Annotated in this window: 13 protein-coding genes; 6 read left to right on the plus strand and 7 right to left on the minus strand. The window is 42.1% G+C overall.

What is annotated here, in order from left to right; all coding sequences use genetic code 11:
* Positions 1-2 precede the first annotated feature (2 nt).
* The 7 genes from AC4IFT_RS03780 to AC4IFT_RS03810 all read right to left on the minus strand — a co-directional run bounded on the left by AC4IFT_RS03780 (position 3) and on the right by AC4IFT_RS03810 (position 7,583).
* Complete coding sequence (locus AC4IFT_RS03780) at positions 3-335, minus strand: cytochrome o ubiquinol oxidase subunit IV (RefSeq protein ID WP_219245749.1); 333 nt, start codon at positions 333-335, stop codon at positions 3-5.
* Positions 336-950: a cytochrome o ubiquinol oxidase subunit III gene (locus tag AC4IFT_RS03785; protein WP_219245750.1), complete on the minus strand. Its 615-nt coding sequence runs from the start codon at positions 948-950 to the stop codon at positions 336-338.
* A complete protein-coding gene (gene cyoB / locus AC4IFT_RS03790) occupies positions 940-2,931 on the minus strand; it encodes a cytochrome o ubiquinol oxidase subunit I (RefSeq protein WP_219245751.1) in 1,992 nt (663 codons plus the stop codon). The genes AC4IFT_RS03785 and cyoB overlap by 11 nt, the downstream gene beginning before the upstream one ends.
* 4 nt (positions 2,932-2,935) lie before the next feature.
* The gene (gene cyoA, locus AC4IFT_RS03795; RefSeq protein WP_219245752.1) at positions 2,936-3,886 is read right to left on the minus strand and encodes a cytochrome o ubiquinol oxidase subunit II; all 951 of its coding nucleotides are present in this window, start codon (positions 3,884-3,886) and stop codon (positions 2,936-2,938) included.
* 437 nt (positions 3,887-4,323) lie between these two features.
* Positions 4,324-5,094: a nucleoside-specific channel-forming Tsx family protein gene (locus AC4IFT_RS03800; protein WP_490750653.1), complete on the minus strand. Its 771-nt coding sequence runs from the start codon at positions 5,092-5,094 to the stop codon at positions 4,324-4,326.
* 283 nt (positions 5,095-5,377) lie between these two features.
* Positions 5,378-6,880, minus strand: a complete 1,503-nt coding sequence (ampG, locus tag AC4IFT_RS03805; protein WP_490750654.1) for a muropeptide MFS transporter AmpG — start codon at positions 6,878-6,880, stop codon at positions 5,378-5,380.
* A gap of 121 nt (positions 6,881-7,001) precedes the next feature.
* Positions 7,002-7,583: a YajG family lipoprotein gene (locus AC4IFT_RS03810; protein WP_490731761.1), complete on the minus strand. Its 582-nt coding sequence runs from the start codon at positions 7,581-7,583 to the stop codon at positions 7,002-7,004.
* A 265-nt stretch (positions 7,584-7,848) separates the two neighbouring features.
* Between AC4IFT_RS03810 and bolA the strand changes: the two genes are divergently transcribed.
* The 6 genes from bolA to hupB all read left to right on the plus strand — a co-directional run bounded on the left by bolA (position 7,849) and on the right by hupB (position 15,553).
* A complete protein-coding gene (gene bolA, locus AC4IFT_RS03815; protein ID WP_490731763.1) occupies positions 7,849-8,187 on the plus strand; it encodes a transcriptional regulator BolA in 339 nt (112 codons plus the stop codon).
* Positions 8,188-8,540: 353 nt separating this feature from the next.
* Positions 8,541-9,845, plus strand: coding sequence for a trigger factor (gene tig / locus AC4IFT_RS03820; protein WP_490750655.1), 1,305 nt, complete (start codon positions 8,541-8,543; stop codon positions 9,843-9,845).
* Positions 9,846-10,385: 540 nt separating this feature from the next.
* Positions 10,386-11,006, plus strand: coding sequence for an ATP-dependent Clp endopeptidase proteolytic subunit ClpP (gene clpP / locus AC4IFT_RS03825; RefSeq protein WP_206084602.1), 621 nt, complete (start codon positions 10,386-10,388; stop codon positions 11,004-11,006).
* 117 nt (positions 11,007-11,123) lie between these two features.
* Complete coding sequence (gene clpX, locus AC4IFT_RS03830; RefSeq protein WP_206084603.1) at positions 11,124-12,401, plus strand: ATP-dependent protease ATP-binding subunit ClpX; 1,278 nt, start codon at positions 11,124-11,126, stop codon at positions 12,399-12,401.
* Between the two features lie 206 nt (positions 12,402-12,607).
* Complete coding sequence (gene lon / locus AC4IFT_RS03835) at positions 12,608-15,043, plus strand: endopeptidase La (RefSeq protein ID WP_490731766.1); 2,436 nt, start codon at positions 12,608-12,610, stop codon at positions 15,041-15,043.
* A gap of 234 nt (positions 15,044-15,277) precedes the next feature.
* Positions 15,278-15,553 (plus strand): nucleoid-associated protein HU-beta, encoded by a 276-nt coding sequence (gene hupB, locus AC4IFT_RS03840; protein ID WP_206084605.1) that lies wholly within the window; start codon positions 15,278-15,280, stop codon positions 15,551-15,553.
* The last annotated feature ends 56 nt before the right edge of the window (positions 15,554-15,609 follow it).

Consider the following 15,609-nt stretch of genomic DNA (forward strand, 5'->3'; position numbering starts at 1 on the left):
CTTTAGTCGAGCATCATATTGATGTTCAGGTTGTACATAATCCACAGCGAGCCGACAACTACGATGCCGACAATAAGCATGGTGAACAGAAATGCAACCAAGTTCCAACGCTCATCAGATGAGGTATTCATATGTAAGAAACATACTAAGTGAACGAAGATTTGCACGACTGCCATACCGACAACAGTCCAAAGGATTGTTGCCGTCGTCGCTGTGCCTTCCATCACCATCCAGAACGGGATAACCGTTAGAATGACTGACAGAATAAAGCCAATCAGGTATGTCTTAACGCTACCGTGGCTTGCTCCAGTGTGAGCATCTTTTGCATGACTCATTTAAATAGCCCCCAGAAGATAAACAACGGTAAATACACAGATCCAAACCACGTCTAAGAAGTGCCAGAACAGACTCAGGCAGTTCAAACGCGTTTTGTTAACATCAGTCAGACCGCGACGAGTGACTTGAATCATCATGATGACAATCCAGATCAGACCCGCAGAAACGTGCAGACCGTGTGTTGCAACCAGTGCAAAGAAGCCAGATAAGAAACCACTACGATCAGGGCCGAAGCCTTCAGCGATCAGTTCGTGGAACTCATAGACTTCCATGATAACGAAGCCAAGACCTAGCAGGAATGTCGCGAACAGCCATAAGTTAACCGCCGCGATTTTGCCTTTATGCATCGCAATCATTGCGAAGCCGTAGGTTATACTACTCACTAACAGTAAGAAGGTTTCGCCTAATACGAACTTCAGACTGAAGATATCTTTACCAGCAGGACCGCCAGCAGTTCCATCGGCCAAAACAACATAGGTTGCAAACAAACAAGCAAACAGAATCAAGTCGCTCATGATATAGAGCCAGAAACCGAATACTTTCGTGCCACCTGCATCGTGGTGCCCATGCTCTGCATGGGCGATATTTTGGTTAGTCATTGTATTAGTTGACATCGTTCACACCTGCCTTACGCAATTCTTCAAAGTGCTTATTCTCGATTTCTTCGATTTCAGCCACAGGTACGTAGTAATCAACATCTTCGTCGAAGCTTTTTGCAATCCAAGTGACGATCATTCCACCGAAACCAACGATTGCGAGCCACCAGATGTGCCAGATCATTGCGAAACCTAAAACCAAGCTAAATGCTGCGATGATCACGCCAGCGCCGGTATTTTTCGGCATATGAATTTCTTCATATGAAGTTGGTTTCTTATGAGCAAGACCTTTTTCTTTCAGATCCCACCAAGCATCACGAGTTTGAACGTGTGGTTCAATCGCAAAGTTATAGAATGGTGGTGGTGAAGAAGTTGCCCACTCAAGAGTACGTCCACCCCATGGATCTCCCGTTAAATCACGGTTTTCATGGCGGTCACGAATACTCACAATGATTTGGATAACTTGGCATGCAATACCGATTGCGATTAACGCAGCACCGAATGCAGCCGCAACTAACATTGAGTGATAAGCAGGGTCAATATTCTGGCTTAAACGACGGGTCATACCCATAAAGCCTAGAATATATAATGGCATGAATGCTAAGAAGAAACCGATGATCCAGAACCAGAATGCACGGACACCCCATTTCTCATTCAGCGTAAAGCCGTAAGCTTTCGGGAACCAGTAAGTCATACCTGCGAAACATCCGAATACCACACCACCAATGATAACGTTATGGAAGTGAGCAATCAGGAACAAGCTGTTGTGCAGAACGAAGTTCGCACCAGGTACGGCTAACAGAACACCCGTCATACCACCCACAGAGAAGGTGATGATGAAACCGATAGTCCACAGCATCGGTGATTTAAACTCGATGCGACCTTGGTACATCGTAAACAACCAGTTGAAGATCTTAACCCCTGTTGGGATTGCGATGATCATTGTGGCGATACCGAAGAAGGCGTTGACGTTCGCACCTGAACCCATCGTAAAGAAGTGGTGCAGCCATACGATGAAGGACATAACGGTGATAACGATTGTCGCCCAAACTAATGAGGTATAACCGAATAAACGTTTTTTCGAGAAAGTTGCTGCAACTTCAGAGAATACACCGAACACTGGCAGAACAAGGATATACACCTCAGGGTGACCCCATGCCCAAATCAGGTTGATGTACATCATCATGTTGCCGCCCATATCGTTAGTGAAGAAATGGGTACCTAAATAACGGTCTAACGTCAGAAGCGTCAGAGTAACAGTTAAAATAGGGAAAGCAGCAACAATCAATACGTTAGTACATAACGCAGCCCAGCTGAATACAGGCATTTTCATCATCGACATACCCGGCGTACGCATACGGATAATCGTGGCGATGAAGTTAACCCCTGTTAATAACGTACCAATACCGGATATCTGGAGACTCCAGAGCCAGTAATCGACCCCGACCCCCGGATTGTACTCCAAGCCTGATAATGGCGGATATGCTAACCAACCTGTTTGCGCAAATTCACCTACCCCTAAAGAGATGTTGATTAAGACAACACCAACTACAAAGAACCAGAAGCTCAATGAGTTAAGGAATGGGAAGGCAACGTCGCGGGCACCAATTTGCAGAGGTACAACGAGGTTCATCAAACCGACAACAAATGGGGTTGCCATGAAGAAAATCATGATAACGCCGTGCGCGGTAAAGATTTGGTCATAGTGATGAGGGTTTAAGAAGCCCTCTTGGCCAGCAGAAGCGAGAACTTGCTGACCACGCATCATGACAGCATCCGCGAAGCCACGGAACAACATGACCATCGCAACAATGATGTACATGACACCAATTTTTTTATGGTCAACCGAGGTTAACCACTCTTTCCACAGCCATTTCCATTTACCGAAATAGGAGATCACACCGACTAAGCCAAGCCCACCAAGGACAATAGCAATCAGTGTGACAACGATGATCGGCTCATGGAGCGGAACTGCATCTAGTGTTAATTTTCCGAACATGCCCTTATTCCTCAGCGCCTGCTGCATGAGCGTTATGGCTCATATGCATAGAATGACCTGTAGATTCTTCTTTGGTTTCTACAGGAGCGTGACCTTTATGGTGCTCATGACCAAACTTCAGAACGATGTCGTTATAAAGGTTAGGTTTCACGCTAGAGAAGTAGGTAACAGGAACATTTGTGCTTGGCTTAGCGACTTCGTCGAATGCCTGCATTGTATCCATTGTCTTAGGAGACGCTTTTACCTTTTGTACCCACTCATCAAAGCCTTGGCGGTCAGGGGTTGCAATTGCGTTGAACTTCATATCAGAGAAGCCGTGGCCACTATAGCTTGCTGAAAAGCCTTTGTAAGTACCAGGTTCATTCGCGATTAAATGAAGTTTAGTTTGCATACCCGCCATCGCGTAGATTTGGCCACCTAAAGATGGAATGAAGAACGAGTTCATCACCGAATCAGACGTGATTTTGAAGTTAACTGGCACACCAGTAGGGAATGCGATTTCGTTAACTGTCGCAATGCCTTGCTCTGGATAGATAAAGATCCATTTCCAGTCAGCCGAAATAACTTCGATTGTGACAGGTTCCTGATCACTCACTAATGGCTGATACGGGTCCAGCTCATGTGTCGTCTTCCAAGTGATAGCACCCAGAATGATGATAATGATGATAGGAACAGTCCAGCAGACTAACTCAATTTTATTTGAGTGAGCCCAGTTTGGACGGTATGTAGCAGACGTGTTGGATTCACGATATTTTCTGGCGAAGATAATCGTCATAAAAATAACAGGAATAACAACAAGCAGCATTAAGCCAATTGCAATAAGAATTAGCTCTTTTTGTTTCACGCCTACGGCGCCTTTTGGATCCATCAACACCATATCACAACCGCCTAATAATAAGGCTGCTGCAACTAGCGAGATTGCTCCGATACTTTTTTTGTAGTTCATAAGTCTCATCCACGACCCCAAATGACAAGATTCTAATTGTCGTTTCATCAGTGCGGGCATTTTACGGTAAGGTTATGCGAGTGTAAATGATTGTAAGGCAAAGAAACGGAATTGTTAGCTCTTTATGTTAATATGATCACATGTAAAGAACTTATAAAGAAAAAGTTAAAATTGATACGGGTTATAAGTATATATTGATAAAAGCCCTTTAATACTAAATTATCTTAGTAATTTTTCAAAGGAAAATATATACAAAAGAACTGAAAAAATGACAAAACTGATATGAATGATAAGCAATACGGTAAGGGAAATTACGTTTTTTCTTGCCGATAAAGCTATTTTATCCACTTTATCGGCAGAATTGTTAAGAAAAATTATTATTGATTTGATTTAAAAAGAAAAAAATTAAATCTCGATACAATTTTCTATAACGCATTAGAACACTTTTAGAACGTATACTTTAATGTATAAATGATTGCGTCTTGATAAAAAGTATCGCCTAATTTATTGTCAGCATAGCGATATTGTATACCCGCAGCTAAATGTGGTGTCGCATTCCACCAAAAAGCCATGGCACCATTAATGCCATTTCGCTTACCGCCGTTGTAGCGCTTATTGCGTGCAAATTCCATTTCATGCCAGTTGGTTATCATGAAGTTTTCTTCAAATGCGCTGAAATTATATCCAGCTACCCACCCTGCGGTATAACCATTATTACCTGAATAGAATGTTTGATCAGTATAGTTTAGGGCAATAAAAGGCTTAAACCATAAATCGCCAAAAGCGGTATTGTAACCAATGCCATATAATGTGTTGACATCATGGAAATTACCGCCATATTTTGTTCCAGGTAATGACCATGTGCCATAAACGTGGCCGTACAGATTAAAACCTGTATCACCTAAATAAAAACGGCCTGTCGTTTTGATGGTATAGCGCTTATTACGCCCTGAATCGGTATGTTGTGTATGGAGCGGGTTTTCCACATCAAAGAAGCCGTAAAGTTCACCCCAATTAAAATTAGCACCACCTTCTAATTCAATATACGCGAAATCTTTCTTACGAGTCGTTTTCTCCGTTTTGGTCTCAGTACGGTGCGACCAATCTAAATAGTTAATATTGATATCAGCAAAACCATTTTGATAGCCCAAAAGATCATCAGAATATGCCGTACCTGCCACAGAAGCTAAGGCGGCAATACAAAGGAGTTTTTTCATAATAGATTATTTTCGTTAATTAATTAATGGGATTGAGTAGTGCACTATTCGTTAACGTGTTATCTAGCTAGTCTCTAACATGTGATATATTAAGCTTAAAAATTGCAATTAAGAAATATTTTTCATTGGTTGGGTGATCAAAGTCACGATCAAAAAGTGATTTAAGTGTATTTTGTGCGAAAGGGCTATTTTTCTGAAATGATCAGATTCCCTAAACTAATAAGTTAGTCTTAGGGAATCAGCTAAATAGATAAGTAAGAATGAAAGGAAAACCAATTATTGCTTATTGCTTGACGGTTTTGCGAACAGCGAGGAAATCTAAACTACCACCGATAATTAAACTGATAGCACCGATGCTAATGCCAGTATTAAATAGGATGTTTTGATAACTTGGGATAGCTAACCAAAATTCAATTTGTGTGGTGAATAGATATATTTTCATTCCACTAAAAGAAAATGCTAATAGAGAAAGTAGCCAAATCGCAAGGCAAGTTACCGCAGCAAGTAGGGCGTAAACAGCGAAACGATAGCCATTTGCGTATAGCTCGCGGCGCTGGAATAGCCCTGTGGCTTGCGTGTAGAGTAAAGAACTTCGGCAGGCTAATAACAGTAAGATCCCCGGAACGGCAACGCCAATGGAGATCAAATAAAATAGAGGCCAGCCATAGTTACTAACGAAAATACTGGCGACTGGGCCAATGTACACTCGCCCTACAGCTGAAAGCGCGGAAAGAAGTGCAAATTGCGTTGCGGATAAGGATTTATTACACAACGTCATTAAGAGTGCGACAAACGCCGCTGTGCCCATTCCTGAAAAGATATTCTCAAGGAAAATAATGGAGCCCATCGTCATGATATTAGGCGGCGTGACGGCGAGGAACCAATAACCAATATTAGACCCACCTTGGAGTAAGCCAAAAAGAAACAGAGCCTTAAATAAGCTCATGTTTTTCATTAGATAACCACCCAAGAGTGCACCAATAATAGTGGCAGCCATTCCGACGGTTTTATTCACGGTACCAACTTCACTAAGGCTAAAGCCCAGTGCATTCAGTAAAAAGTTGGTATTGAGCGCCATCACAAAGGCATCACCTAATTTATAAAATACCAATAATAATAAGACGAGCCATGCGTTGTTACGGCTGAAAAACTCCGCTAACGGGTCATAAATCGCTTTTCTTAATGAGGTAGGCGGCGCGCTGTTTTCTTCAGGTTCTTTTGCTAGCAAAGTGGCGATTACACCGATAATCATTAACCCGGCCATGACGAGATAAAGCTGTTTCCATGTCAGGAACTTATCTGCGAGCCAAAGGGCTAATCCACCAGAAACTAACATACTGATCCGGTACCCCATCACTGAGGTTGCGGCCCCAATTCCCCTTTCTTCAGCAGTCAATAAATCCGTTTTATAGGCATCAAATACAATATCTTGGGATGCAGAACAAAAGGCGACGGTGACAGCTAATGCGGCGAGATACCACAAATGTTCGGAAGGATTCATGAACCCCATTGCGGCGATACTAATAATAAGAAGGATTTGTGTGGTTAACAGCCAGCCTCTACGGCGACCGAGAAATGGTGGGGTATAGCGGTCCATCATGGGTGACCACAAAAACTTCAAAACATAAGCTTGACCAACTAAGGAAAAAAAGCCAATCGTCTTGATATCAACATTTTCGACGGTTAACCAAGCTTGCAATGTCCCCGCAGTCAGCGCTAAAGGTAAGCCTGAGACGAAGCCTAAAAGGATTAAGGTAATATTATTCGGAAGTGTGAAACGAGGCATTATTCCCTCTAAGCCTAAAGTGATTTTGCTGCAATACATAGCGCTGTAGAGGTATTGACCGCGCAACGCTATCCAAGAGTTAACTTGGACAGCTTAATACTAAATTGGGATATTCGCCCGCTTAATAGCGTGAATTTTGTCTGATAAAATCGGTGATTTCTTGGTCGGATGCCATGTCCGCAATTAAATCAGATAATGCACTGTTAATTGCCGCTTCGATTTTTGCATTATTCGCTGCTAACAATTCTTGGGTATTGAAATTGCGGGTGAATGAGCGAGTTTTTGTTGAGCCATTTGGCGCAGTTGCTGTAATACTGACGCTAGAGTTCACGGTAATATTGTGGCGCAGACTTCCCTCAGCCACTTTCGTATCTAATTTGTTTAATTGAACGACTAAATTAACGTTGGCAGGTGATGTAACCATAAAACCACGTGCAGCCATTTGTTTTTCAACAGCTTCTTGCATTAAATAGCGCGGATCACGGGATGGATTGAGCACGACTAGGCTACCATTACGATTGACTTCGGCTAATGATTTATTGGTGCGATTGTCTACACTGCTCACACTAATTGAAGTTGCATTAAGAGTTGGATTTTTAGCAGGTAAAGCAATTTTTGGCTCAAGTGAGAGCGTGTTGCTGCTAGTTGCACATCCAGCAAGTAGAAACAACGCAAAAAGTGGAAAACACAGTTTTTTTAACATAATTTTTTCCAGTTCATCTTTCCTAATTGAAAATGTTTCGTTATGGTGCGGGTAGCCGCCACACGATGTGAAATCCAGTGGCTAAATTATCCTGAACTATTAGACAACAGTTTTTGAAAAAATTCGCACGAACGTGTCGATATCATAACATTGTCAGGTCATTATCGGATATTTCTATAATAAGAAGATAGCAATAATCGAGATGTGCAATATAGTTTACTGCACTTATCAATACTAGTGTGAGCCGCAAATTAAGGAGTATTTTATGGTCGCCAATGCATCACAAAGTATGCAGTCGCGTGTGAGCCAAAAATTACAAAATGCTTTCGAGCCAAGTCATTTGGATGTCATTAATGAAAGCCATCAACATAATGTATTGCCGGGCTCTGAAAGCCACTTCAAAGTTATTTTAGTCACTGATAAATTTGAAAATAAACGAATGCTTGGCCGTCATCGCGAAATCTATGCTATTTTAGCGGATGAATTAGCGGGGGGCATTCATGCTCTTGCACTGCATACCTATACACCAAAAGAATGGGACGAACTGGCTGATACAGCGTTAAAATCACCTGCTTGTCGTGGTGTTGGCGGCGTTAACCGCTAATTAGTACTGCCAATTGACCTTGATGGGTGATTATTGGCATTATCCTTCGAGCTCAAAACGAGTTTGCTGGGTGTTTTTTCTTCAATTTTGGTGAAGAAATAAAAATTTTAGTCAGAAAAGTCACAAATAAAGAGGAAAAATCGCTTCTTTTCTCGGCTTTTCTCGACTCAGGGCGCTGGCATCGGTATAATGCTGCGTCTAATTTTCAGTAAGGTTTCGGGACGCTTCTGATATCAGGGATTGACCGTTATGAAAGTAACGCCCCCCGGTTCTGGAAGGGAGAACGCCATTAATTGCTTAATGGCATAACTCTGGAGTAGACCGATCACTAAGATTTATTTTGAGGTAAGAAGATGCAAGTTTCTGTTGAAACGACTCAAGGCCTTGGGCGTCGTGTAACAATCACCGTTCCTGCCACTGATATTGAAAAAGCAATAAATAGCGAGCTGGTTAGCGTTGCTAAGAAAGTACGTGTTGATGGTTTCCGTAAAGGGAAAGTACCACTGAACATCGTTAAACAACGCTACGGCGCGTCTGTTATGCAAGACGTTCTGGGCGATGTGATGCAACGTAACTTCATCAACGCAATCATTGAAAACAAAATCAACCCAGCGGGTGCGCCTAGCTACAAGCCAGAGCAAATCGAAGACGGTAAAGATTTCGTTTACGCGGTTGAGTTTGAAGTTTACCCAGAAATCGAATTAACCGGTTTAGACACTATCGAAGTTGAAAAACCAGCGGTTTCAGTTAAAGACGAAGACCTGGAAAACATGCTAGATACTCTGCGTAAACAACAAGCAGAGTGGAAAGAAGTTGATGCGGCAGCAGCAGCTGATTCACGCATCACTATCAACTTCACTGGTTCTATCGACGGCGAAGAGTTCGAAGGCGGTAAAGCTGAAGACTTCGCACTGGTTATGGGTGAAGGCCGCATGATCCCTGGCTTTGAAGAAGGCGTTGTTGGCCACAAAGCAGGTGAAGAATTCGATATCGAAGTTAACTTCCCAGAAGATTACCACGCTGAAAACCTGAAAGGTAAAGCAGCGAAATTCGCTATCGTTCTGAAGAAAGTAGAACAACGTGAACTGCCAGAATTTACTGAAGAATTCATCAAGCGTTTCGGTATCGCTGATGGTACTTTAGACGGCCTGCGTGCTGAAGTACGTAAAAACATGGAACGTGAGCTGAAAAATGCCATTCGTAACCGTGTTAAAGCACAAGTTCTTGATGGTCTGATCAAAGCGAACGACATCGAAGTTCCAGTTGCTGTTATTGATGGTGAAATCGATGTTCTGCGTCGTCAAGCGGCACAGCGTTTTGGTGGCAACGAACAGCAAGCGATGGAATTACCACGTGAACTGTTTGAAGAACAAGCTAAACGTCGCGTTGTTATCGGTCTACTGTTAGGTGAAGTGATCAATAAAAACGAACTGAAAGCTGACGAAGATCGTGTTAAAACACTGATCGAAGAAATGGCATCTGCATACGAAGATCCAGCTGAAGTTATCGAATACTACAGCAAAAACGAAGAGCTGATGAACAGCGTTCGTAACTTAGCATTAGAAGAACAAGCGGTTGAGACTGTTCTGGCGGTTGCTAAAGTCACTGAAAAAGAAACTAATTTCACTGAGCTGATGAACCAAGTTCAAGCTGGTTAATTTATTTCTTGCTGTACAAAATAAAACCCGTGGTGCTCTACTGCGGGTTTTTTTGCAATTAAAGCTTTTAAATAACGACTTTTTTGTGAATTAAGATAGGGTGACCTTGAAAATCACATTTAAACCCTAATTATATCCCTAACACTTCAATTAGCATGTATTCAGTTTCGCTTGCGATTTGAACTATTTTGAAGAGCAAATATCATAGAAATAGGCGAATTCAACCAAAAGAGTTATTTCGCCACTTTTGAAAATCAGTTATGGTTTTCTAATGGGATAATACCGTGTAAGTAAACAGGCTTGTGTTAAACTCGTTAAAAGAGAGTCTTATTGATTTCAGCACAGTTTGCGGCATTTTCTTCTTATTTCACATGTAATCAGCCAATATAGGCTAAAATAGAGAAATAAGCAGTTCGTGCAAGCTTGCCGCTAGAGGTATTTTTAAAACACGTTGTTATGCCACACTCTTTTTGCTCAATATGATGGTTAGTAGATAGCAATTAGGCGCAAGCACCAGAAAGTTTTTAATAGGAGATTTCGATGTCACATTTTGGCGGTCAGGAACAGTTAGCATCCCAAATGGCTCTTGTGCCAATGGTCATTGAGCAAACCTCTCGAGGCGAGCGCTCATATGATATTTATTCACGTCTATTAAAAGAACGTATTATTTTCCTGACGGGTCAAGTGGAAGATCATATGGCGAACTTAATTGTCGCTCAAATGTTATTCCTTGAAGCAGAAAACCCTGAAAAAGATATCCAGCTGTATATCAACTCACCGGGTGGTGTGATTACGGCAGGTATGTCTATTTATGATACCATGCAATTTATTAAGCCAGATGTTAGTACCATTTGTATGGGGCAAGCATGCTCTATGGGTGCATTTTTGTTGACAGCTGGTACAAAAGGTAAGCGTTTTTGCTTGCCAAATTCTCGTGTGATGATCCACCAACCGTTAGGTGGCTATCAAGGCCAAGCGACAGATATCGAAATCCACGCACAAGAAATTTTAAAAGTGAAAACACGCATGAATGAACTCATGGCTCACCACACAGGGAAGTCCATTGAAGAAATCAGCCGTGATACTGAGCGCGACCGTTTCTTGTCGGCAAATGAAGCGAAAGAGTACGGTTTAGTCGACCAAATTTATAGTAGCCGTTAATTGGTTAACTTTTGGTATAATTAATTCATACCATAAACTATTTTAAGAAAATCGTTGCTGTGTTTACTGTTTTAGTTAAACAAAACAAGGCAATATGAATAAAAGTGAGGTCAACTGATGACAGAGAAACGCAAAGAGGGAACGGGCAAACTGCTTTACTGTTCTTTCTGCGGAAAAAGTCAGCATGAAGTACGTAAGCTGATTGCCGGTCCGTCAGTCTATATTTGTGATGAATGTGTAGACTTATGTCTCGATATCATCCGTGAAGAAATTAAAGAACTTGCGCCACATCGTGAGCGTAGTGAATTGCCTACGCCACATGAAATTAGGCAGCACCTTGATGACTACGTCATCGGCCAAGAAAAAGCGAAAAAAGTCTTGGCGGTTGCGGTTTATAACCATTATAAACGTTTACGTAATGGTGATAAAACTAGCGATGGTGTTGAATTAGGCAAAAGTAATATCCTGTTAATCGGCCCAACGGGTAGCGGTAAAACCCTGCTGGCTGAAACCTTAGCACGTTATTTGGATGTGCCATTTACGATGGCAGATGCGACCACACTAACCGAAGCAGGTTATGTGGGGGAAGACGTTGAAAACATCATCCAAAAATTACTGCAAAAATGTGATTACGATGTCGAAAAAGCACAACGTGGTATCGTGTATATCGATGAGATTGATAAGATTTCTCGTAAATCTGATAACCCATCCATTACCCGTGACGTGTCGGGTGAAGGTGTGCAGCAAGCGCTTTTGAAACTTATCGAAGGTACGGTTGCAGCTGTTCCTCCACAAGGTGGGCGTAAGCATCCACAACAAGAATTTTTACAGGTAGATACCTCGAAAATTCTGTTTATTTGTGGTGGTGCATTTGCTGGCTTAGATAAAGTGATTGGCCAGCGTCTAAATACCCGTTCAGGTATTGGTTTCGCTGCTGAAGTCAAAGGTGAGTCAGATAAAGCAACAGAAGGTGAATTGCTCACGCAAGCTGAGCCAGAAGATTTAATTAAATTCGGTTTAATTCCTGAGTTTATTGGTCGTCTGCCAGTCGTCGCGACTTTGACGGAGCTGAGTGAAGAAGCGCTGATTCAAATTCTACAAGAGCCAAAAAATGCGTTAACTAAACAGTATCAAGCATTGTTTAGTCTTGAGGGAACTGAGCTTGAGTTCCGTGAAGAAGCATTAAAAGCAATTGCGAAAAAAGCAATGGCACGTAAAACGGGTGCCCGTGGTTTACGTTCAATTGTTGAAGCTGCGCTGTTAAATACCATGTATGACCTCCCTTCTATGACGGATGTCGAAAAAGTTGTCGTTGATGAAAATGTGATTAACGAACAATCAGAACCTTTATTGATCTACAGCAAGCCGGATGCTCAAGCATCAGGCGATAACTAATCTTTAAGAAAGCGTTCAAGAAATAATCAAACGAAATGAGGGATATCCCTCATTTTGTTTTTTATGTTCAATTAACCATTGAATGCTAAAATCTTGTCCCCATATAGTTTATATTCTGAGGTGTGGTTTCCTTGTTTTTGAGAGTATTTTTCAAGCGAGAGACAGAAACCCTTAAACTAGCGTGAGCTAAACGAAGAGAGAGCTTTATGAATCCAGAGCGTTCCGAACGCATTGAAATACCAGTATTGCCTCTGCGTGATGTAGTGGTATACCCACATATGGTGATCCCACTGTTTGTTGGACGTGAAAAATCCATTCACAGTCTGGAAGCAGCGATGGATCATGACAAACAAGTGATGCTGGTTGCGCAAAAAGAAGCCTCAACTGATGAGCCTGGGGTGAATGATTTATTTGCTGTTGGTACGGTTGCATCTGTTATTCAGATGCTAAAACTGCCAGACGGCACAGTGAAAGTCTTGGTTGAAGGCCTAAGACGTGCACGTATAACTAGTTTGACAGATAACGGCGAGTATTTCCTCGCGCAAGCTGAGTATTTAGCGTCTGAACAAGATAAACACGCTGAAGGTGCCGTTTACGACGAAACCACTGCTGGGGCTCCATCATCGATTCTTGATGAAAAAGAAAATGAAGTGCTGTACCGCACGATTGTGAGCCAGTTTGAAAGCTATATTAAGCTTAACAAAAAAATTCCACCGGAAGTGCTGACAGCATTGCACTCCATCGAACAAGACCAACTTGATAAACTTGCAGATACCATTGCATCCCATATGCCGCTGAAATTAGCGGATAAACAGCGCGTTCTTGAAATGGCAAATATTGCTGAACGTGTTGAATTCCTGATGGCGATGATGGAATCAGAAACTGAATTGCTGCAAGTGGAAAAACGTATCCGTAATCGCGTTAAAAAGCAGATGGAAAAAAGCCAGCGTGAGTACTATTTGAATGAGCAAATGAAAGCCATTCAAAAAGAGCTGGGTGAAATGGACGATGCGCCAGACGAATATGAATCGCTGAAACGTAAAATCGAAGAAGCGAAAATGCCAAAAGAGGCACAAGAAAAAGCAGAAGCAGAATTGCAGAAGCTGAAAATGATGTCTCCGATGTCGGCTGAAGCCACGGTGGTTCGTAGCTACATCGACTGGATGGTGCAAGTGCCATGGCATGCACGTAGCAAAGTTAAAAAAGATTTGGTGAAAGCGCAAGAAGTGTTGGATACCGACCATTATGGCCTTGAGCGTGTAAAAGACCGTATTTTAGAGTATCTGGCAGTGCAAAGCCGAGTAAGCAAAATAAAAGGGCCAATTCTTTGTTTGGTAGGGCCTCCAGGGGTTGGTAAAACTTCACTGGGTCAATCTATTGCGAAGGCAACAGGTCGGCAGTACACCCGTATGGCATTAGGTGGTGTACGTGATGAAGCGGAAATCCGTGGTCACCGTCGTACCTATATTGGTTCAATGCCGGGTAAACTTATCCAGAAAATGGCAAAAGTTGGGGTGAAAAACCCACTGTTCCTGCTGGATGAAATAGACAAAATGTCTTCAGACATGCGTGGCGATCCTGCATCAGCATTGTTGGAAGTACTTGATCCAGAACAAAACATTGCGTTTAACGACCACTATTTAGAAGTGGACTATGACTTGTCTGACGTTATGTTTGTTGCAACGTCAAACTCGATGAATATCCCTGCGCCACTGCTGGATCGTATGGAAGTTATTCGTCTTTCTGGTTATACCGAAGACGAAAAACTGAATATTGCTAAAAAACATTTATTATCGAAACAAATTGAACGTAATGCCTTGAAAAAAGGCGAGTTAACCATCGATGATAGCGCATTAATGAGCATTATTCGTTACTACACACGTGAAGCGGGTGTGCGTGGTTTAGAGCGTGAAATTTCAAAATTGTGCCGTAAAGCCGTTAAAGCATTATTAATGGATAAAAAACTTAAGCACATCGAAATCAACGCAGATAACTTAAAGGATTATCTGGGTGTTCGTCGCTTTGACTACGGCCAAGCAGATACCGAAAACCGTGTAGGCCAAGTGACTGGTTTAGCGTGGACTGAAGTAGGTGGTGATTTACTTACCATTGAAACGGCGTGTGTACCGGGTAAAGGCAAACTGACTTACACGGGTTCTTTAGGTGAAGTAATGCAAGAGTCAATCCAAACGGCATTAACCGTGGTGAGAGCTCGTGCTGAAAAACTGGGTATTAACAGCGATTTTTATGAAAAACGCGATATCCATGTTCACGTCCCTGAAGGCGCTACACCAAAAGATGGCCCAAGCGCAGGTATTGCGATGTCAACAGCGCTGGTTTCTTGTTTAACAGGTAATCCAGTCCGTGCAGACGTGGCAATGACAGGTGAAATCACATTAAGAGGGTTAGTTTTCCCAATTGGTGGGTTAAAGGAAAAATTATTAGCTGCACACCGCGGCGGAATAAAAACCGTATTAATCCCTAAAGAAAACGAACGTGACTTAGAGGAAATTCCTCAAAATGTGATCGCTGATTTGGAAATTCATCCAGTGAAAACCATTGAAGAAGTTCTTTCTTTAGCTTTAGTTAACCCGCCTTTTGGGGCTGAGGTTGTTAAAAAGAAAGCGAAAAGAGTGAGCTGAATCAAGAAGTTTGTATAAAAGTAAGGCTGACAGCTAATTTAGGGCTTGTCAGCCTTTTTTTTCATCGCTAATTTAACGATGATTCTGATAATTGTTTGTATGCAATCTGTTCTCTTGCCATTGGTAATCAGGATTGATATAACGGCTAAATCATTAATTAACTGTACGAATAGAAGCTAGCTGCTATAGTTAATTTGGTGATTTATAGTCCAACTAATAATGGGGATGATAAGAGTGAATAAAGCTCAACTGATTGATCAAATCGCTTCTGATGCGAATATTTCTAAAGCTGCGGCAGGCCGCGTTGTTGACGCGTTCGTTGCTACTGTAACGAGTTCTTTAAGTAAAGGAGACGATGTTGCTTTAGTTGGCTTTGGTAATTTCACTGTTCGTGAGCGTGCGGCACGTACAGGCCGTAACCCACAAACGGGTAAAGAGATTAAAATCGCTGCGGCGAAAGTTCCAGCTTTCCGTCCAGGCAAGGGTCTTAAAGACGCTGTTAATAGCTAATTAAGTATTTTAGTTTGTCTTTCTTGCATTTTTGCGAAAACTCAAACTGACGGAAT

The organism is Providencia sp. UF-183, from assembly GCF_058246155.1.

What these genes read in the sequence shown, in the direction of transcription:
- AC4IFT_RS03780 (WP_219245749.1), bottom strand. Translation starts at nt 335, where the DNA reads ATGAGTCATGCAAAAGATGCTCACACTGGAGCAAGCCACGGTAGCGTT.
- AC4IFT_RS03785 (WP_219245750.1), bottom strand. Translation starts at nt 950, where the DNA reads ATGTCAACTAATACAATGACTAACCAAAATATCGCCCATGCAGAGCAT.
- cyoB (WP_219245751.1), bottom strand. Translation starts at nt 2,931, where the DNA reads ATGTTCGGAAAATTAACACTAGATGCAGTTCCGCTCCATGAGCCGATC.
- cyoA (WP_219245752.1), bottom strand. Translation starts at nt 3,886, where the DNA reads ATGAGACTTATGAACTACAAAAAAAGTATCGGAGCAATCTCGCTAGTT.
- AC4IFT_RS03800 (WP_490750653.1), bottom strand. Translation starts at nt 5,094, where the DNA reads ATGAAAAAACTCCTTTGTATTGCCGCCTTAGCTTCTGTGGCAGGTACG.
- ampG (WP_490750654.1), bottom strand. Translation starts at nt 6,880, where the DNA reads ATGCCTCGTTTCACACTTCCGAATAATATTACCTTAATCCTTTTAGGC.
- AC4IFT_RS03810 (WP_490731761.1), bottom strand. Translation starts at nt 7,583, where the DNA reads ATGTTAAAAAAACTGTGTTTTCCACTTTTTGCGTTGTTTCTACTTGCT.
- bolA (WP_490731763.1), top strand. Translation starts at nt 7,849, where the DNA reads ATGGTCGCCAATGCATCACAAAGTATGCAGTCGCGTGTGAGCCAAAAA.
- tig (WP_490750655.1), top strand. Translation starts at nt 8,541, where the DNA reads ATGCAAGTTTCTGTTGAAACGACTCAAGGCCTTGGGCGTCGTGTAACA.
- clpP (WP_206084602.1), top strand. Translation starts at nt 10,386, where the DNA reads ATGTCACATTTTGGCGGTCAGGAACAGTTAGCATCCCAAATGGCTCTT.
- clpX (WP_206084603.1), top strand. Translation starts at nt 11,124, where the DNA reads ATGACAGAGAAACGCAAAGAGGGAACGGGCAAACTGCTTTACTGTTCT.
- lon (WP_490731766.1), top strand. Translation starts at nt 12,608, where the DNA reads ATGAATCCAGAGCGTTCCGAACGCATTGAAATACCAGTATTGCCTCTG.